Origin of the sequence: Mycobacterium sp. E3198 (genome assembly GCF_001667015.1) — a bacterium.
GTDB lineage: Bacteria > Actinomycetota > Actinomycetes > Mycobacteriales > Mycobacteriaceae > Mycobacterium.
In genome coordinates, this window is sequence record NZ_LZIS01000230.1 from 1 (window position 1) to 18,139 (window position 18,139).

At 69.2% G+C, this 18,139-nt stretch carries 17 protein-coding genes and 2 pseudogenes; 10 read left to right on the forward strand and 9 right to left on the reverse strand.

The window, feature by feature from the left end; all coding sequences use genetic code 11:
• From A5673_RS23755 to A5673_RS23765, 3 genes are all read left to right on the forward strand, one after another.
• A partial coding sequence (locus A5673_RS23755) for an NHL repeat-containing protein (protein ID WP_255396656.1) occupies window positions 1-1,119 on the forward strand: 1,119 nt, incomplete at its 5' end.
• 458 nt (window positions 1,120-1,577) lie between these two features.
• Window positions 1,578-1,994, forward strand: coding sequence for a DUF4190 domain-containing protein (locus A5673_RS29720; protein ID WP_082958925.1), 417 nt, complete (start codon window positions 1,578-1,580; stop codon window positions 1,992-1,994).
• Window positions 1,995-2,000: 6 nt separating this feature from the next.
• Complete coding sequence (locus tag A5673_RS23765; RefSeq protein WP_068238355.1) at window positions 2,001-2,198, forward strand: hypothetical protein; 198 nt, start codon at window positions 2,001-2,003, stop codon at window positions 2,196-2,198.
• Window positions 2,199-2,734: 536 nt separating this feature from the next.
• Here A5673_RS23765 and A5673_RS28710 read toward each other — a convergent pair.
• The 4 genes and pseudogenes from A5673_RS28710 to A5673_RS23780 form a co-directional block, all read right to left on the reverse strand.
• Window positions 2,735-2,946: pseudogene (locus A5673_RS28710) on the reverse strand (IS1380 family transposase); the annotation flags it as partial.
• 136 nt (window positions 2,947-3,082) lie between these two features.
• Window positions 3,083-3,973: an alpha/beta hydrolase gene (locus A5673_RS23770; RefSeq protein WP_068238356.1), complete on the reverse strand. Its 891-nt coding sequence runs from the start codon at window positions 3,971-3,973 to the stop codon at window positions 3,083-3,085.
• On the reverse strand, window positions 3,970-4,824 hold the full coding sequence (locus tag A5673_RS23775) for a hypothetical protein (RefSeq protein ID WP_231971439.1): 855 nt from the start codon (window positions 4,822-4,824) through the stop codon (window positions 3,970-3,972). The genes A5673_RS23770 and A5673_RS23775 overlap by 4 nt, the downstream gene beginning before the upstream one ends.
• 47 nt (window positions 4,825-4,871) lie before the next feature.
• Complete coding sequence (locus A5673_RS23780) at window positions 4,872-5,327, reverse strand: DUF1003 domain-containing protein (RefSeq protein WP_082958923.1); 456 nt, start codon at window positions 5,325-5,327, stop codon at window positions 4,872-4,874.
• Window positions 5,328-5,465: 138 nt separating this feature from the next.
• On the opposite strand from A5673_RS23780, the gene A5673_RS23785 reads away from it, so the two are divergent.
• A complete protein-coding gene (locus A5673_RS23785; RefSeq protein WP_068238450.1) occupies window positions 5,466-6,590 on the forward strand; it encodes an FAD-dependent oxidoreductase in 1,125 nt (374 codons plus the stop codon).
• Window positions 6,591-6,684: 94 nt separating this feature from the next.
• Here A5673_RS23785 and A5673_RS29320 read toward each other — a convergent pair whose 3' ends face one another.
• The 5 genes from A5673_RS29320 to A5673_RS30520 form a co-directional block, all read right to left on the reverse strand.
• Entirely contained in the window at window positions 6,685-6,996 is a 312-nt protein-coding gene (locus tag A5673_RS29320; protein ID WP_156748555.1) for a hypothetical protein, read from the reverse strand.
• Window positions 6,997-7,181: 185 nt separating this feature from the next.
• Entirely contained in the window at window positions 7,182-9,089 is a 1,908-nt protein-coding gene (locus tag A5673_RS30515) for a serine/threonine-protein kinase (protein ID WP_068238358.1), read from the reverse strand.
• Window positions 9,090-9,133: 44 nt separating this feature from the next.
• Complete coding sequence (locus A5673_RS23795) at window positions 9,134-10,990, reverse strand: serine/threonine-protein kinase (RefSeq protein WP_068238360.1); 1,857 nt, start codon at window positions 10,988-10,990, stop codon at window positions 9,134-9,136.
• Window positions 10,991-11,014: 24 nt separating this feature from the next.
• Window positions 11,015-12,505 carry a multicopper oxidase family protein gene (locus tag A5673_RS23800; RefSeq protein WP_068238362.1) on the reverse strand — a complete coding sequence of 497 codons (1,491 nt, stop codon included), beginning with the start codon at window positions 12,503-12,505 and terminating at the stop codon, window positions 11,015-11,017.
• Window positions 12,502-13,242: a helix-turn-helix domain-containing protein gene (locus tag A5673_RS30520; RefSeq protein WP_304442585.1), complete on the reverse strand. Its 741-nt coding sequence runs from the start codon at window positions 13,240-13,242 to the stop codon at window positions 12,502-12,504. The genes A5673_RS23800 and A5673_RS30520 overlap by 4 nt, the downstream gene beginning before the upstream one ends.
• 42 nt (window positions 13,243-13,284) lie before the next feature.
• On the opposite strand from A5673_RS30520, the gene A5673_RS23810 reads away from it, so the two are divergent.
• The 6 genes and pseudogenes from A5673_RS23810 to A5673_RS23840 all read left to right on the forward strand — a co-directional run bounded on the left by A5673_RS23810 (window position 13,285) and on the right by A5673_RS23840 (window position 18,136).
• Complete coding sequence (locus tag A5673_RS23810; RefSeq protein ID WP_068238364.1) at window positions 13,285-14,541, forward strand: APC family permease; 1,257 nt, start codon at window positions 13,285-13,287, stop codon at window positions 14,539-14,541.
• 48 nt (window positions 14,542-14,589) lie between these two features.
• A complete protein-coding gene (locus A5673_RS23815; protein ID WP_068238366.1) occupies window positions 14,590-14,928 on the forward strand; it encodes a metalloregulator ArsR/SmtB family transcription factor in 339 nt (112 codons plus the stop codon).
• Window positions 14,925-16,424, forward strand: a pseudogene (gene arsB / locus A5673_RS23820) (ACR3 family arsenite efflux transporter). Before A5673_RS23815 ends, arsB begins: the two are co-directional and overlap by 4 nt.
• Window positions 16,425-16,452: 28 nt before the next feature.
• Window positions 16,453-16,872, forward strand: coding sequence for an ArsI/CadI family heavy metal resistance metalloenzyme (locus A5673_RS23830; protein WP_068238372.1), 420 nt, complete (start codon window positions 16,453-16,455; stop codon window positions 16,870-16,872).
• A gap of 48 nt (window positions 16,873-16,920) precedes the next feature.
• Window positions 16,921-17,418: a flavin reductase family protein gene (locus A5673_RS23835; protein ID WP_068238374.1), complete on the forward strand. Its 498-nt coding sequence runs from the start codon at window positions 16,921-16,923 to the stop codon at window positions 17,416-17,418.
• Between the two features lies 1 nt (window position 17,419).
• Entirely contained in the window at window positions 17,420-18,136 is a 717-nt protein-coding gene (locus A5673_RS23840; RefSeq protein ID WP_068238376.1) for a pyrimidine reductase family protein, read from the forward strand.
• Window positions 18,137-18,139 lie beyond the last annotated feature (3 nt).

The window sequence follows — 18,139 nt, forward strand, 5'->3', positions numbered from 1 at the left end:
GTCGGCGCTCACCTCATCCGCAGCGTTGGCCTTGGCGCTGTGAATCTGATACCCGTCAACCGGCCAACGACCCATCCCCCGCCCGGGCTGTTCGATCCGACCCGGCCCGTGCCCAAGACCACCCCGCCGGACAAACCACTGCCCGTCTTGCCGCGGCAGCGTTCCGAGCCGCCGCGGCGCACGCCGCCATCGCGGCCGGCCCGCCGGCGCGGCCGCCTCAAGTGGCCGCTGACCGTCGGGGCCATCGTCGTCCTGGCCGTCGCCGCCGTGACCACCGGTTACCTGTTGCGACCGCAAGCGTCGACGCCGGGCAACTCAGCGGCTCAGCCCGGGCCGCAACCGGGGCAAACCGCCCAACCGGCAACGTCTTCGGGGCAAACCGTGTTGCCCTTCGCCGGCCTCAAGAACCCCGGCGGCATCGCGGTGGACAACGCCGGCAACGTCTATGTGGCCGACGCTGGCAACAGTCGGGTGCTCGAACTGGCGACGGGGTCCAACAGCCCGACCACGCTGCCGTTTCCGGGCCTGGGCGGGGCCAGCGGCGTGGCGGTGAATGCCGCTCGCACTATCTACGTCGTCTGTCCCGGGAACAATCCGTTGCTGAAACTTGCGGCGGGGTCCAGCAGCCCGACGGAGCTGCCGGTCACCGGGCTCAGCAGCCCGCGCGGCGTGGCGGTGGATCGCGCCGACAACCTGTACCTGACCGACGGCTCCAATCGGGTACTGAAATTGGCGGCGGGCTCCACCGATCCGACGACGCTGCCCTTCACCGGCCTCAGCAGCCCCACCGGGGTCGCGGTGGACGATGCCGGGGCGGTCTACGTCAGCGACAGCGGCAACAACCGGGTGCTGAAACTGGCCGCGGGCTCCAGCAGCCCGACGGAGCTGCCCGTCACCGCCCTCAACGATCCGGTCGGCGTGGCGGTGGACACCGCCGGCGACCTCTACGTCGTTGACCGCGGCAACAACCGCGTCGTGAAGCTGGCCGCCGGTTCGACCACGCAAACCGCGTTGCCGTCCGCCGGCCTGAGCAACCTCGCCGGAGTCGCGGTCGACACCGCCGGGAACGTCTACGTCACCGATGCCGGACACAACCGGGTGGTCAAGCTGGCGGGATGACCTTCAATCGTTCGTGCCCCCCTTAAACCCATTGTGCCGCAACATGTCCGGAGGCAAATGAACATTCGCCAACCGTTGTATTAGCGATCGCCGATCAGCGAGGCGGGCAACCGGCCGTCCAGTACGCTCAACGACCCGAAACGATGTCAACCGCGTGCCGGGGTGCGGGCGGTCACTGCCGCTCGTCCGGCGGAAAAATTCATCAGCGGAAAGTAGAGCGACGCCTGACCCTCAGGGAGTATTGTGCCTCCCACGAGTGCAATTCAGCGTGCAGGGAGGACCTTCCCATGACGGTGCCCGATCGGCCAGACGGTGTCGTCAGGGAGGACGGCTGGCAGTGCCGAGCATGCGCATCTGCCCAAAGGCTCCAAGAATCCGACAAGGCGTAGCCCCCAACCTTGATTGATGCCAGCACAGCGGCCTCAGATCTCATCCACCTGCGAGAGAAAGCGAACATTATGACTCAGCAAGCCCCGGCGGGCTGGTATCCCGATCCGAACGGTGGATCCGGCCAGATGTATTGGGATGGCCAGCAGTGGTCGTCTGGTGCACCCCCTGTGCCTCAGCAGCCTGCGTTGAGCCCTGATGCTCTCCGCGCCGCCATGGCGGAGAATCGGTCGATCTGGGTCACCAACGGCCTGGCAGCATGGTCGCTGGTGGTTGGCATTTTGAGCCTTTTGCTGGACATGTTCTGCGGCGTCGGCGCCTTCATGGGGATCGTTGGGGTGATCGTGGGACTCATCGCATTCAATAAGAGCAAGCAGACGGGCCACGGCAGGGGGATGGCGCTGGGCGGCCTCATCACCAGCGGCGTGGCGGTCGCCATCGGCCTTATCGTCGTGCTCGTCGTCGGTGGACTGGCGTCGTCAAGGTGACGTGAAATGGGGTGGGACGAAGTGTCACTCATCTTCATCTTGATAATTGCGGTCATTGTCGCTGCTGTCGCGTATCAGATTCACAGCGCCAAGGCCAACGCTGCGGATGAGGTGAGCGCCGACTGGAGCGGCTTACGCATGACCCGGACCGAGCTGATCAACGGCTACAAGCCGAATGCCCACACCATCCTCTCGCGGGGCTGACCCCAACACCAGCCCCGACGCCCTGCTTCTGACAACCCACCACACCATCGCGACGCTGCTGGGCTTAGGGCATGTCTGACAAATCGCCGCTCAACAACGTTGCGCGCCTTTAATCCTCGGGGTTGAAGCTCGGCGGGCGTCCGCCTGCTATCCCCGTCGTTGGCGGTGGCCCTTTTGGTCGCGAGGTTCAGGGATGACCGCACCGATGGGACGTCGCCGCAACAGAGTTCGGTTGTGCCGTGAGGAGTAGGCCGTGTCGGCGCGGATCCGGTCAGGGCGAGTCCGAACATTCCGCCGGTGCCACCCCTGACCTTCAGATGGTTCAGCAAATGCTCGAACACCGGGTTATCGCCTGCTTGGCCGGCACCGACGAGGATCACCAGGGGCAGGCCGGCACCATCAACAAACTGATGGATTTTGGTGCTCGGGCCGCCACGAGGGAGCGGCCAACGCCATGGTCAGGCGGCTCGACGCGGGGATTGTTGTAATTCGACCCAGCCTTCTGTGTGGCGAGTGACGTTCATGGCATGGCGATGAGCACGCGCGGGTCGCAGCAGGATCGCCACCGGTGCACCAGTTCCCCCGGGGCCATGGTCGATGAGCGCGCACAACGGGTGAAACCCGAAGCCCCGCTGATACGTTGGCGCTGCAGACTCCCGGCCCCCGAATGCGCGCACACCAGCGAGGCATCGATATCAATGCCCACCGGATGTGCGGCGTCAGCCTCATGAGCAAGTGCCCCCGTTCCCCCGCCACCATCTTCGTTAACGCTACTTCGGCAAATCGATTCTCGGTGAAAGCCTGAGGCTAGGCGGCACCAGTCCAACGGATGCCTGTATTCACCTGAGCGACAACGAGGATCCATGTCCGGCTTTGGAACCCCATCAGCTCTCGCGTAAGCGTTCCACGATGACGGCCCGGGCGGCGCGACCTTCCGGAGTCGGCGTGAGCGGGTAGACGTGTACCAGGCCGGGTCCTTCGCGGTATTCGACGTCGACGCCGGCCGCCGCGGCCTTCTCGGCCAGCAGCCGCGCGTCGGGGTTGAGGATGTCGCGGGTGCCGCTGAAGACGGTCAGTGGCCCCAGGCCGGCCAGGTCGCCGTTCAACGGGCTCACCATCGGGTCGGTCGCCGGCAGGTCGCCGCGCCAGCGCCCCGCGAATTCCAGCAGGCCCGCGCGGGTCAGCCACGGATCGTCGACGCCGCCGATCAACGGGTTGGCCAGCGACACGTCGAGAACCGGGGAGATCAACACCGTCCGCGGCAACACCAGGCTGCGCTCGTCACGCAGCATCAGCGCGGCCGACAAAGCCATCTGCCCACCGGCGGAGTCCCCGGCCAGACACACGCTGTGATCGGCCGCCGTCTTCTCGGCCACCATCTCGACGACCATGGGCATGACCTCGGCGGCCGTGCTGAACGGCACCAGCGGGTAGATCGGAACGACCACCTGCAGCCCGGCCTCCGCCGCGATCTGCGCCGCCAAACGCCAATGCTGCGAGGCGATTTCGTTGACCCAGGCCCCGCCATGAAAATAGAAGACGGTGCCGCGCGGTGTCGCGCTGTCCTTCAGCGTCAGGGTGAAAATCGGCCAGTCCGCCCGGATCTCCATGTGCACATCAAGGTCGGACCGCAACCGCGGGGGCGGCCCGAACGCCTGCGGAAGAGACGCCCGCTGCTCGATGTGCTCGCGGGCGCTTTCCGCACTTCGGTACGGCCGCCCGCGGGTGAGCCGGAGGACGGTGGGCAGCGCCCGGCTTCGCCAGCTCGGTGTCACCTGATCTGCAACCCCCGCTTGCGCACCCACAGCAGGGCGCCGACCGTTCCCGCGAGATAGACCCCGGTGGCGATGCCCAGGTGCACAAAGCTTTTCGTGTCCCGCCCGAAGACCGGCCAGATCAGTTTGGGCACCTGCGTCCACAGCACCCGGTGCTCGACCCCGTTCATCGGGTCGGCGACGTAATACAGCGCGTACGGCAGCGACAGGGCCAGCACCCAACCGCCGGTGCGGAGGCGATCGCCACGCTGGCGCCACCGCCGAAGCAGCGGCGCGACGCCCACCGGGTGCAACACCGAGATGAGGTTACCGACCCCTAGCCAGGACACGATGGGCACCGCGACGGTGGGGATGGTCACCCCGAGGCGCCCCGGCGACTCCAACCACAGCGTGAGGACCATCGCCGCCGCCAGGGTCGGCAGGCCGACGATCGCAAGCAGGGCCAGGTTCTTGATCAGCATGATCCGCCAGAATGGCACGCCGTCGGCCATCGCCTGCCGGACGCGGTAGTGGTCAGCCCCGAGCAGGTTGGTAGTGGTCACGTCGGCGAGGATCCAGGAGGAGAAGTAGGTGCCGATCAAGATCACCCAATCCGAGTGGTGGCGGCCGGTCGTCAACGGCTGCACCAGCAACCACGTCGCCGCGAAGACGACGTTGGCCAGCACTCCCATCAGCCAGGTGCGAGGCGGGGTGAACGCCCAGCGGATCTCCGCGCCGACCGCCGTCCACAGTCCTCGCTGCAGATCCTTGGCGGCCCGCCGGGCGGCGGCGGGGCGGGGGGCCGACACCCGCACGGCGGCGCGCAGCGCGGCGTCCAGTCGTGGACGCATCGTCGCCTGTAGTTCCGTCATCTGCTCCCCCGCCGGACCGCTCAACGCCTGCCCCGCAACGCTTTTGGTTACCCTTGCGAACCCGGTTTCCCGATGATGCGCTTGTGCAGCTCCTCGGTGAGGAGGTGAATCTGGCGGGTCAGCTCGAGGTCGGTCTTGAGCTCCACTTCCTGGGTCTGGAAGTCATGGTCGGCCCGGGCCTGCTGGAAAGCGGCCTGCCGGTTCTGGCCGATCATCACGAAGGTGGACAAAAAGATCGCCTCGAGCGACACCGCGAGCGTCAGCGTGGGCCACGGGTTAGGTTCCAGAAACGCCATCCACACGCCGAACAGGGCCGCGTGCAGCCACACGAAGTTCATCGACCCGGCAAACGCGGTGATCCGGTCGGCCAACCGCAGCTGGAAGCTGTCGCTGCGCCTCCTGGCCTCGCCGAGGACCGCCGGGTGGTGGACCTGCCCGCCGCGCAGCAGCCGGCGCGGAATGAGTTGCGGGGCGTGGCGATGGGCGTCGGCCTGTGTCGTCATGGGAGCCGTTCCTTAAGTTCGTAGGTGCCAGTGCGGGGCGCTGGCTAATGCTACTGATGCGGCTTCCGGCTGAGCCATGCCCGATGCCCCGCAGGTAGAACGTGTTACAGTTTGCCGACCGTGGCGAAGGACCTGTTCATGAACCGCAAGCGCGTCGTCATCGCGGGACTGGGCGACGTCGGCGTCCTGACCGCGATCCGGCTGGCCCGGCACGCCGACGTCGTCGGGATTTCCAGCAAACCCGCGCTGGTGAGCGGTCAAGAACTCGGCGTCCGGTTGTCCCGCCCCGAGGACTGGGCCCGCGACTACTGGATCCCGTTCGACAGGTTCCGCCGCCTGGACGGGGTGCGGACCGAGCAGGCCTCGTTGACGGGCCTGGATCTGGCCGCCCGAACCGTGCTGGGCCGCCGCCCGGACGGGACACCGCTGGCCGAGGAGTACGACGCGCTGGTCATCTCGACCGGGGTCAGCAACGGGTTTTGGCGCCGGCCGACCCTGCAGTCGGCCGCCGAGATCGGCGCCGACCTGCGCGCCGCCCATGACCGGCTGTCCGCGGCGGATTCGGTGCTGGTCATCGGGGGCGGCGCCGCCGCCGTCAGCAGCGCCGTCAACCTCGCGACGACCTGGCCGGGCAAGCGGATCGACCTGTACTTCCCGAAGGAGCGCGCCCTGGCCGAGTATCACCCGGCCACCTGGCAACGCGTCCGCGACCGATTGACGGACCTCGGGGTGGGCGTGCACGGCGGGCATCGCGCCCGGGTTCCCGACGGCTTCTCGGGCGACGCGATCACCGGCGAACCGGTCGAGTGGAGCACCGGGCAACCGCCGAGTTCCGCCGACGCCGTGCTCTGGGCCATCGGGCGGGCGCGACCCAACACCGATTGGCTGCCGCCCGAACTGCTCGACGAACACGGTTTTGTGCGCGTGACCCCACAGTTGCGGGTGCCCGGGCACCCGGGCGTGTTCGCCGTCGGCGACGTCGCGGCCACCGACCCGCTGCGCAGCTCGGCTCGCAATCGCGGGGATGCGTTGGTAGCCCGCAACATTCGCGCCGAGTTCGCGGGTCGGGAGCTGGGCACCTTCCGGACCCCGGGACGCCGCTGGGGTTCGTTGCTCGGTATTCAGCCCAACGGGCTCGAGGTCTTCTTCCCCACCGGTCAATCGCTGCGCTTCCCGTCCTGGTCGGTCGAGCGGGTGGTGATGCCATGGGTCGTCCGATGGGGCATGTATCGGGGAGTGCGCGAAAACCAGCCGCTTCGATAGAAAATCAGCCACTTGGATAGTGGCGGACCGGGCTCGGTTGCGAGATCCTCAGTGTCCAACACAGCCAAGGGTTTTGATGGGTTGGGCGGGTGACCTATTGCCCTGGCCTAAGGGGCCGTTCCATGAAACAGGTGGCGACCCACAAGTCGACTCTTTGCACGGGATTCCCGCCCCCGCCAAAGGTGCTGCCCACCGTCTTCATCGAGGCAACGTCGTGGCTGACCATCTTCCACCCCTGTTTGCCCATGCCGGTGGCCTTTTCATCTATATACGCCAATGCATCGTTGAGTTTGCCCTGAGGGCCCGAGGACAAAGAAGTGTACTCGTACTGCTGCGGATACCAGTTTCCATCTGACGCCAGCCACCAACCGGGACCCGGCGAAGCCTTGTTCGAAGGACTGCTCATACTCCGCAGCCTAGGACCCTACGCAAGGGCTGGAAGCCTGACCGAGCCCAAATTGTGGCGCGCGGTAAGGACCCACCGGATACGCGCCCGGGTACGGCGGCGGCGCGCCGGGGTCCAGCGGATGCGACATGTCTCACTGTAAGGCCCGGCAGGCCATTTCGCCCGCGCTGGCCGCGACCGCGATCCTAATCGCCGGTGCGCGTGAGCGTTTCGTCGTAGTCCAGGCTCCACTGACAATTGGGCCCACCGGACTCGTCCAGGTGATTGTGCCCGATGAGCTGCTTGAGGGGATCCTGCGGCGGCTGCGGCAACGGGTACTGCCCGGTGGCTTTCGCGTAGACCAGGCCCCCACAGCCGGGGTCGTTGTCGTCGTGCTCGACGTGCAGGCTCCACGCTCCGCCGGCGAAGACCAGCGGTGTGTCGATCGTCTTGGAGTGGAGGTAGCTCATGCACCGGTCACCGCCGCGCAGGCAGTCGGTGACGACCGCCTGATCGCCCTGCTGTGGCGGGATGGCCTTCTTGAATCTTCGGGTGACGTGGTAGCGGCCGTGCAGCGCTTCCGCCGGCGACCCGACCCGGGGCGGTAGCGTGCTCGGGTCGGGCAGGGTGCTGATGTCGACGTCCCCGGTGCGGGTGAAGGTCACCGTCCGCTTTTCGTTGCAGGCGTTTTCGGATGCCCCGCGGTATTCGCCGGTGAGGGTGCCGTCGGGCTGCGGCTGCAGCGTCAGGACCTGCCAGACCTCGGCCGGTGCGTCCCGGCATTTGTCCGAGCCGAGGCTGACGGCCACCCAGCGGCCGTCCACCTCGTCGAACACCGAGCTCGAGGCGAGCCTCAGCTCCCCACCGAGGCGCGACGCGGTGGCCCGGCAGCCTGTCGACCCACACGCCGAGCGCACCGCGTAGGTGTCCGTCGTCGGCTTGGCGGCCGCAGCCGTCACGTCGTCGAGGGTGCCGCCCTGCCCGAAATGCGCCTGGTAGACACCGGTGAACGGGCCCGTGTTGGGCGGCGGGGTCTTCGTCGGCGGGGCGCCGGTCGGCGCGGCTGCACGACCGGGATCATGGCCGTGCAGGAGCTTGACGCCGGCAAAAACACCTCCCCCCACGACGAGCAGCCCGACGCCGGCCAGCGCGCCGATCAGCGCGCGGGGACGCCGCCGGGGCCGCGGTCCGACGGGGGGCCGCATGGCGGGCATGGTGGCGTCGATCGCGGGTTGGGTGTCGGGGAACGGAACGGCGCCCGGCCCGGACGGGCCGGCGCCCAGGGCGCGGGCCAGCTGGTCGGCGAATTCGCGGCAGCCGGCGAACCTTTCGGCCGGCCTCTTGGCCATCGCGGTGGCGAACACCGGGTCCAGCGCGGCGAGCTGCGGACGATGGGCCGCGATCGAGGGCGGCGGGGCGCCGATGTGCTGGCTGATCACCACGGCGGGATTGGAATCGACATAGGGCGCCGCACCGGTCAGCAGGTGAAAAACCGTGCAGGCCAACGCGTATTGGTCGGCGCGGCCGTCGATCGGCTCGCCCTTGAGCTGCTCGGGCGCCGCGTAGGCCGCCGTGCCCACCGTCATGTTGGTCGCCGTCAGCCCGGTGGCGTCGTCGACGCGCCGCGCGACGCCGAAGTCGGCCAGAAACACCCGCCGCTGCTGCCCGTCGGGATCGGTCAACAAGATGTTGGCCGGCTTGACGTCTCGATGCAGCAGCCCGCGTTGATGCGCGTAGTCCAGCGCGGAGCCGACCGCGGTCGCGACGGCGACCACCAATTCGGGCGGCAGTCCGCCGGGGTGGCTCTCGCGCAGCAGCCGGCCCGCGTCCGTGCCGGCCACGTAATCCATTGAGATCCAAAGCCGGCCGTCTTCCTCGCCGCGGTCGTGGATCGCCACGATGTGCGGATGCGACAGGCCGGACGCCAGGTCCGCCTCGCGCAGGAACCGGGCCCGAAACTCCGGATCGTCGGTCGAATCCGCCGCGAGGACCTTCAGCGCGTCCTCGCGCGGCAGCCGTGGGTGCGCCGCCAGAAACACCTGACCCATGCCGCCCGAGCCCAACATCCGCAGGATCGTGTATCCGGCAAACACCTGGCCGACTTCGAGCGACATGGCCAGATCGTAGATGCTGAAGCCGCGGCGGCACGTGCAATTCGCTAATCCCCGGTGCGCGTGAACGTTTCGTCGAAGTCCGCGTTGAGTGGGCACGGCGCGCTCTGTTCCTGGTGACCGCGCCCGGTCAGCTTCGCGATGGGGTCCGCCGGCGGTTGTGGCAGCGCATATTCGCCGGTGGATTTCATGTGCGTCGTGTCCCCCGAGCGCGGGCACGTGCTGGTGGCGTCGACGTTCCAGGTCCACTTGCCGCCCCCGAACACCAGCGGTAGGTCATTGGACGGTTCGTGAAAGTAGCTCATGCATCGCTCACCGCTGCGCAGGCAATGGGTGGTGACGGCGGTGTCGAATTGCTGCAGCAGCTCGCCGCTCGTCAGGATCCACGTCACGTGGTAGCGACCACGCAGCGCCTGGGCCGGCGATACGATGCGCGTGGGGACGCCGGCCGGGTCGGGGATGCCCTTGGTATCGACGTCCCCGGTGCGGGTGAAGGTCACGGTTCGCTTGGTCGCGCAGGCATTGGCGGCGGTCGCGGTGAAGTCACCGGTGAGGCTCCCGCCGGGACCGGGTCGCAGCGTGAACACCTGCCAGAACTCCGCGGGGCCATCGCGGCACCTGTCCGTCCCGAGCGACACCGCCACCCAGCTGTCGTCGATCCGGTCGAACACCAGCGTCGCGTCCGTCACGGTCGCGCCGCCCAGGCGTTGCGCCGTCATCACGCAGCCCTGCGCGCGGCACACCGAACGGACCCCGTACGTGCTCGTCAGCGCCGGCGGCGCAGCCGAATCCGGGATGTCGTCGAGGGCGATGGTCGATCCGAAGTCCGCCCGGTAGGTGCCAATGAAGGGGTCCGACGCGGGGGCCGGGTGGCGCTGCGCGGTGAGCTGCAGGGCCGCGACCACGCCGCCGGCGACCAGCAACAGGACGCCCGCCACGACGCCGGTCACCAGGGCGCGGCGCCGACCCGATCTCCGGCTCGACGGCGACGACGGCGACGACGGCGGCAACGGCGGCAACGCGAGCGCGGTCGGGTCGAGTGCCCGATCGGAGCGCGCGTTGGCCGCGCCGAGGTGCCGACGCAATTGCTCGGCGAACTCCCCGCAGCTGCCGAAGCGCCCGGACGGCTCCTTGGCCATCGCGGTGGCAAACACCGGATCCAACCCCGCGAGCTCCGGCCGGCGAGCGCCGACCGAGGGCGGCGGGGCGCTGACCTGCTGGCCGATCACCACCGCGAGGTTGGGGCCCCGATACGGCGGGACGCCGGCCAGCAGGTGAAACGCCGTGCACGCCAAGGCGTATTGATCCGCCCGGCCGTCGACCGGCCCGGCCATCAGCTGCTCCGGCGCCGCGTAGGCCGCCGTGCCCACGGCCATCTTGGTCGACGTCAGCCCCGCCGCATCATCGAGGCGGCGCGCGATGCCGAAGTCCGCCAAGTAAATCCGCCGACCCTGTTCGTCGGAATCGGTGACCAGGACGTTGGCGGGCTTGACGTCGCGGTGCAGCAGGCCGCGATGATGCGCGTAGTCCAGCGCCGAGGCGACCGCGGCGATGATCGCCATCGCCTCGTCGGCGGGCATGCCGCCTCCGAACCGCTCCCGCAGCAGCCGGGCCGCGTCAGTGCCGGCCACGTACTCCATCGAGATCCAGAACTGGCCCTCGAATTCGCCCCGGTCGTGGATGCCCACGATGTGGGGATGCGACAGGCCGGCGGCCAGCTCCGCCTCGCGCTCGAACCGCTCCCGGTACTGCGGATCGGCGGTCACCTCGGGGGCCAACACCTTCAGCGCGTCCTCGCGAGGCAACCGCGGGTGCGCGGCCAGGTAGACCCGGCCCATGCCGCCCGAACCCAGCACCCGCAGGATCGTGTATCCGGCAAACACCTGGCCGGCGTCAAGCGCCATGGGCAAATCGTAGAGTCTGGCGGGTCAGCCGCAGTTGAGCAGCAGCATCAGCCCGTAGTCCATGTGGATCTGCTGATGGCAGTGCAGCAGGGACAGGCCGGGTTGATCGGCGACGAAATCGACCTCCATGCTCTGGTAGCCGCCCAGCATCGCGACGTCCTTGCGCACGCCGGCGGTCGGTGTGCCGGCGAAGCGGGTGATCTCAAAAGTGTGCCGGTGCAGGTGCATCGGGTGCAGGTCGTCGGTGGCGTTGCGGAAGCGCAGCCGGTAGCGCTTGTCGCGTTGCACGTCGAGCACGGGTGAGTTGGTGCCCATCGAAAAGGGCGTTCCGTTGATCGTCCAGAGATTGAAGCCGCCCTCGGCGGCGTTGCGCTTCTCGATCAGCATCTCGATGGTGCCGTCGGGCGCCGGAGGCGGGGGGGGGTGGGGCGGCGCGAACAAGCGGTAATCCCACTTGAACGGCGGCGGCGGCGCCCATTGCGGATCTCCGCCGCGGCCGGCGTATTCCACCACCACGCCCATCCCGTGGCCGCGGTCGTCGTCGGACAGGTCGCCCAGCACCCACACCCCCGGGTTGTTCATCGTGACCACCGCCGAAACCCGTTCCGCCGCACCGAGCCACAGCACCGGCACGGGCGCCGGATTCGGCACCGGGTTTCCGTCCAGCGCGATCACATGGAAGCTGTGACCGGGCAACGCCAGGCTGCGCGTCTCGGTGGCGCTGCCGTTGAGGACGTGCAGCAACACCCGCTGCCCGGTGTGGACGCGGATGGGGTCGCCGTGGCCGAGCATGCGCCCGTTGATGGCGAACGCCCCGTAGCTGACCTCGTAGCCACGCGGGTCGCCGCGGCCGAGCGAGGCCTTCATCGCCGATTCGCCCTTGTCCCTGAGGTCGGGCTCCTGCTCGCCAACGAGGAAGTCGCTGGCCATGTCGCCGCCGCGGCTGAAGGAGGGATCGAACTCCTTGAGCGTCAAGAAGATCTCTTGGTCGTAGGCACCGGCGTTCTGCCGGGGTTCGATGTAGACCGGGCCGACCAGGCCGCTGTATTGGCCGCGGGACAGGTCGGAGCGCGGGACGACGTGGGTGTGATAGAACCGGAAGCCCGCCGGACCGGGGACGAAGGAGATGCGGCGCATGCCGTGCGCGGGGACATACGGCGTGCCCTCCTCGGCCGAGCCGTCGACGTCGACGCCCACGTGCTGGCCGTGCCAGTGCAGCTGCTCGGGGGAATCGGTGTCGTTGAAGATGTCCACCCACGTCCGCTGCCCCTCCTTGAACCGCAGCAGCGGACCGGGGAATTGGCCGTTGTAGGTCAGGGTCGACGCGATGTGATCCGGTGCCAACTCCACGGTCGAAGTGCCGATCCGCAGGGTGTAATCCGGCTTGCCGTTGGGCGGGGACGGCGGCGCGGTCCGCGAGCACGCGGCCGTCGCGAGGCCGGCGCCGCCGCTCGCGGCGATCAGCGCCAGCCCGCCGCCCGCCAGGAACCGGCGTCGATCGACCGCCACGCTCATCGCCCCCGGGCCAAAACGGGCAGCAGAAACTCGATACGGCTATCCAGTTCGCTTGCCACGCGGCGGAATTCGGGGTAGCTCTCCCGGATGCCGCCGGCGGCCGACGGGTCGGGCAGGCTCCAGTGCATCGCCGTGGCCACGCCGTGCTTGTCGGCGTACTCGCGGACCTTGTCGCACAACGTGATCACGTAATCGAAACGCCGCCGGGCGACCGCCGTCAGCGGCCGCGGCCGGGCGTCGCCGAGGTCGATGCCGTACCTGTCGCGCATGACGCGTACCGCGTTGGGGTGCAGCGCGGGCTTGGGATGGCTGCCCGCGCTCGCGGCGCCGACGCGCGTTCCGCCCTTCTTGCGCAGCAGCGCCTCGGCCATCGGCGAGCGCGCGCTGTTGCCGGTGCACAAAAACAGCACCGACCCGGCCGGCTGCCCGGTGGGGGCCGCCGCGAGCGACGGATGAAGCGCGGCCGCCGCGTCGGCGAACGCCCCCGCGCAGCTGGCCAGGTTCAGCTGGTAATAGGTGTCGCGGCCGTCGAAGTTGCTTCGCCGCGCGTCGATCAGCCCGGCCGAACGCAAGAGCCGCAGGTGATACGAGACCAGGTTTTGCGGTTCGTCGACCGCGGCGGCCAGTTCCCGCACCCGGTGGTCGCCGGCCGCGAGTTCGGTCAGCAGCGCCCAGCGCACCGGATGCGAGGCCATCTGCATCAGCCGGGGAACCACCGCCCGATCGGTCGCCGCCACCCTTCGGACAATACATCAAACCAGTTTGATAGGTTACCGGCTGTGAACGCGACGAACCCGGAGCTTCGACGAAGCCTGGGGGTGTTCGACGCGGTGGTGATCGGGCTGGGCTCGATGATCGGCGCCGGAATTTTCGCCGCGCTCGGCCCCGCCGCGCGCGCGGCCGGCCCGGGGCTGCTGGTGGTGCAGGCGCTGGCGGCGGTGGTGGCCTACTGCAACGCCACCTCGTCGGCCCGGCTGGCCGCCCTCTACCCGGCCTCCGGCGGTACGTATGTGTATGGCCGCCAGCGGCTCGGGGAGTTCTGGGGGTATCTGGCGGGGTGGGGCTTTGTCGTCGGCAAGACCGCCTCGTGCGCGGCGATGGCCCTGACCGTCGGCTCCTACGCGTGGCGCGCGCAGGCGCACGCGGTGGCCGTCGCCGCGGTGGTCGCGCTGACGGCCGTGAACTACGCCGGGGTGCAGAAGTCGGCCTGGCTGACCCGCATCATCGTCGCGGTGGTGCTGGCCGTGCTGGCCGCGGTGGTCGTGGCCGCGTTCACCTCCCGCAGCGCCGCCGCCGATCACCTGCGCCTGGCGGGCGTCACCGCGGGCGGCGTGATCCAGGCCGCGGGGCTGTTGTTCTTCGCGTTCGCGGGCTATGCGCGGATCGCCACGTTGGGCGAGGAGGTCCGCGACCCGGCTCGCACCATCCCGCGGGCGATCCCGCTCGCGCTCGGCATAGCGCTGGCCGTCTACGCGTCGGTGGCCGTCGCGGCACTCGCCGTGCTGGGTCCGCGGCGCCTGGCCGACTCCCCGGCACCGCTGTCGGATGCGGTGCGGGTAACCGGAATCGGCTGGCTGGCACCCGTGGTCCAGGTGGGTGCGGCCGTCGCGGCGGTGGGCTCGCTGCTCGCCCTGATCCTCGGGGTCTCCCGCACCACCCTGGCCATGGCTCGCGACCACCACCTCCCCCACGCGCTGGCCGCCGTGCACCCGAGGTTCGGTGTGCCCCACCGCGCCGAGCTGCTGATCGGCGCCATCGTGGCGGTGGCGGCCGCCGTCGTCGACCTGCGGGGCGCGATCGGCTTTTCCTCCTTCGCGGTGCTGATCTACTACGCCGTGGCCAACGCCTCCGCGTTCACCCTGCGACCCGACGAGGGCCGCCCGCGCCGCCCGATCGCGGTGATCGGGCTGGTCGGCTGCGTGGTCCTGGCATTCGCGATGCCGCTGTCTTCGGTGCTGGCGGGCGCGATCGTGCTGGGCATCGGCGCCGCGGCCTATGCGCTTCGGCGCGCGGCACGACCCACCGATCGAGCCTGAGCCGACGCCGGGCTTGCCATCTGATTCGATGAGTGTTTATATAGATAGATGTCGAATTATTCGCCGGCGTGCTGCCCGACGCTCGGCTCGGCGGCCATGGACGAGGCACAGGCGGTCGACCTGGCGGCGATGTTCAAGGCGTTGGCCGACCCGGTGCGCCTACGCCTGCTGAGCCTGATCGCCGGCCACCCGGGCGGCGAGGCCTGCGTCTGCGAAATATCGGCGACGTTCGACGTCTCGCAGCCGACGATTTCTCACCACCTCAAGCTGCTGCGCTCCGCCGGCCTGCTGGACTGCGAGCGGCGCGGGACCTGGGTGTACTACTGGGTGATTCCCGCTGCGCTGCAGCAGCTTTCGGGGGTCCTACGGGTGGACGACCGCTCGTGACCGAGACCCCCACGTCGGCGCCCGCCCCGGGGGCGGTGGCCACCCGCCTGTCCACGCTGGATCGATTCCTGCCGGTGTGGATCGTCGCGGCGATGGCCGCCGGCCTGCTGTTGGGCCGCCTCATCGGTGGCCTGGGATCTGCGTTGAGCGCGGTTGCCGTGCAAGGCATTTCGCTGCCCATCGCGGTCGGCCTGCTGGTCATGATGTATCCGGTGTTGGCCAAAGTGCGCTACGACCGACTCGACGAGGTCACCGGCGACCGCCGCTTGCTGATGACGTCGCTGACGCTCAATTGGCTGATCGGGCCCGCGGTGATGTTCGCCCTGGCGTGGCTGCTGCTGGCGGATCTGCCGGAGTACCGCACCGGGCTGATCATCGTCGGGCTGGCGCGCTGCATCGCGATGGTCATCATCTGGAACGATCTCGCGTGCGGGGACCGCGAGGCCGCCGCCGTGCTGGTCGCGTTGAACTCGTTGTTCCAGGTTGCCATGTTCGCCGCGCTGGGCTGGTTTTACCTGTCCGTGCTGCCCGGTTGGCTGGGTTTGCCGCAGACCGGCATCGCCGTATCGCCCTGGCGCATCGCGCAATCCGTGCTCGTCTTCCTCGGCGTCCCGCTGCTGGCCGGATACCTGTCGCGCCGACTCGGTGAGCGCTCGCGGGGACGCGACTGGTATGAGAATCGCTTCCTGCCCCGCATCGGGCCATGGGCGCTGTATGGATTGCTGTTCACCATCGTCGTGCTGTTCGCCTTGCAGGGCCACCAAATCACCGCGCGGCCAGCCGATGTCGCCCGCATCGCGATTCCGCTGCTGGCCTACTTCGCGATCATGTGGGCCGGCGGTTATGCCCTGGGATTGCTGCTGCGGCTCGGCTATGCGCGCACCACCACGCTGGCGTTCACCGCCGCCGGTAACAATTTCGAGTTGGCCATCGCGGTGGCGATCGCGACCTACGGCGCCACGTCGGGGCAGGCCCTGGCCGGGGTGGTCGGGCCGTTGATCGAAGTGCCCGTCTTGGTCGGTCTGGTCTACGTGTCCCTCGCGCTGCGCACCCGGCTGTTCCGGGAGGAGACCTAGCCGATGACCGACAAACCCAGCGTCCTGTTCCTCTGCGTCCACAACGCCGGGCGCTCGCAGATGGCGGCCGGCCTGCTGCGGCACCTCGCCGGGGAGCGCATCGAGATCCGCTCCGCGGGAAGCGAACCCGCCGACGCGGTCAACCCCGTCGCGATCGCGGCGATGGCCGAAATCGGCATCGACATCACGGCCGCCACGCCGACGATCCTCACCGCCGACGCGGCGCGCAGCAGCGACATCGTGATCACCATGGGCTGCGGTGACGCCTGCCCCTACTTCCCCGGCGTGTCCTACCGCGACTGGGCATTGCCCGACCCCGCGGGCCAATCGCTGGCCACCGTGCGCGCCATCCGCGACGACATCGCCGCGCGGGTCCAAGCATTGGTCGCCGAGCTCCTGCCCGCGTCCACCGCCCCATGACCACCCGCACCCGGAGAAAGGAATCAACATGTCCCGCGTGCAGCTAGCCCTCAACGTCGACGACCTCGACGAGGCGATCGCGTTCTACTCCAAGCTGTTCAACACCGAACCCGCCAAGGTCAAACCCGGCTACGCCAACTTCGCCGTCGCCGAACCTCCGCTCAAGCTGGTGCTGTTCGAGAACCCGGGCCACGGCGGCACGCTCAACCACCTCGGCGTCGAGGTGCCGTCCACCGACGCGGTGCGCGCCGAAATCGGCCGTCTCGGCGAGCGGGGACTCTTCACCGAGGAAGAGATGAACACCACCTGCTGCTTCGCCGCCCAGGACAAGGTGTGGGTCACCGGCCCGGGCGGTGAACGCTGGGAGGTCTACACCGTCCTGGCCGACTCCGAGACGTTCGGATCGCCCGCCGGCGAGGAAGCCGAACCGGCCTGCTGCCAGGCGTAGCAACCCCCGCGGCGATTCCCGGTCGACCCGAACGGGAAGACTGAGCGGGTGGCCGAGCCCGGAACGGAAGCATTCGAACAGCTGGTGGCGCTGCTCAACTACCCGATGTTCGTGGTGACCACCCACGCCGACGGCGTCGACGCCGGCTGTCTGGTCGGCTTCGCGAGCCAAACCAGCATCCACCCGCCGCGTTTTTTGGTCGGCCTGTCCAAGAAGAACCACACGTTCCGGGTGGCCGCCGGGGCCAGCCACCTGGCGGTGCACGTGTTCGACCGCGAACACATCGACGTCGCGGAATTCTTCGGCAGCCAGACCGGCGACACGGTCGACAAGTTCGAGCGGTGCTCGTGGCATCGCGGGCCGGCGCAGCTGCCCATTCTCGACGACGCGGCCGCCTGGTTCGCCGGCAAGATCCTGGATCGGTTCTCCCTGGGTGATCACGTCGGGCATCTGCTGGAGCCGGTGGACGGCCGCCCGCCGCAGGAACTGGAGGAATGGGTGTCCTTCGGCGACGTGCGCCACCTGGAACCGGGCCACGAGGCCTGACGTGACCGAATCCGCGCGGCTGGGCGCCGTCGGCGACATCACCGAATTGGCGTCGTTCTACGCCGATCCCTCGGACGGGGTTCGCGCCAACATGATCTTTTCCGCCGACGGCGCCGCCGCCTTCGGTGGCCGGGCCGGACCGCTGTCGTGTCCCACCGACCAGCACCTGCTGAAGATCCTGCGTGGCTTCGCCGACGTGGTCCTGGTCGGCGCCGGCACCGCGCGGGCCGAAAACTACGGCCCGGTCCGCCTCACCGACGCGCAACGGCGGCAACGGCAGGCCGAAGGGCGAGCCGCGCCGCCCCCGATCGCCGTGGTCAGCCGGAGCGGGGAGCTGCCGGCCAGGCTGCTGGGCGACCCCGACCAGCCGCCGATACTGGTGACCTGTGCCCGGTCCCCCGCCCGGCACGACGCCGGCAACGCCCCACGCCCGCCGGCGATGGTGGCCGGCGACGGCTCGGTCGACGTCAACCGTGCCATCGAACTGCTGCGCGAGCGCGGCATGCATCGCATCCTGTGCGAGGGCGGACCGACCCTGCTCGACGAACTGGTGGAGGCCGACGCCATCGCCGAAATCTGCGTGACCCTGGCGCCCAAGCTCGCCGGGGGCCAGCCCGTGGGCCTGCGGCGGACCGCACGGCTGTCGGTGCCGGTCGCGATGCGGCTCGAGCACGCGCTGGCCTGCGACGGCTACCTGTTCCTGAAATACCGCCGCTGACGG

Coding starts and splice junctions, on each gene's coding strand:
- A5673_RS23800 (WP_068238362.1), bottom strand. CDS start 12,505: ATGAGCGTGGCGGTCGATCGACGCCGGTTCCTGGCGGGCGGCGGGCTG.
- A5673_RS30515 (WP_068238358.1), bottom strand. CDS start 9,089: ATGTCGCTCGAAGTCGGCCAGGTGTTTGCCGGATACACGATCCTGCGG.
- A5673_RS23815 (WP_068238366.1), top strand. CDS start 14,590: ATGTCGAATTATTCGCCGGCGTGCTGCCCGACGCTCGGCTCGGCGGCC.
- A5673_RS23795 (WP_068238360.1), bottom strand. CDS start 10,990: ATGGCGCTTGACGCCGGCCAGGTGTTTGCCGGATACACGATCCTGCGG.
- A5673_RS23780 (WP_082958923.1), bottom strand. CDS start 5,327: ATGACGACACAGGCCGACGCCCATCGCCACGCCCCGCAACTCATTCCG.
- A5673_RS23775 (WP_231971439.1), bottom strand. CDS start 4,824: ATGACGGAACTACAGGCGACGATGCGTCCACGACTGGACGCCGCGCTG.
- A5673_RS23785 (WP_068238450.1), top strand. CDS start 5,466: ATGAACCGCAAGCGCGTCGTCATCGCGGGACTGGGCGACGTCGGCGTC.
- A5673_RS29320 (WP_156748555.1), bottom strand. CDS start 6,996: ATGAGCAGTCCTTCGAACAAGGCTTCGCCGGGTCCCGGTTGGTGGCTG.
- A5673_RS29720 (WP_082958925.1), top strand. CDS start 1,578: ATGACTCAGCAAGCCCCGGCGGGCTGGTATCCCGATCCGAACGGTGGA.
- A5673_RS23765 (WP_068238355.1), top strand. CDS start 2,001: ATGGGGTGGGACGAAGTGTCACTCATCTTCATCTTGATAATTGCGGTC.
- A5673_RS23830 (WP_068238372.1), top strand. CDS start 16,453: ATGTCCCGCGTGCAGCTAGCCCTCAACGTCGACGACCTCGACGAGGCG.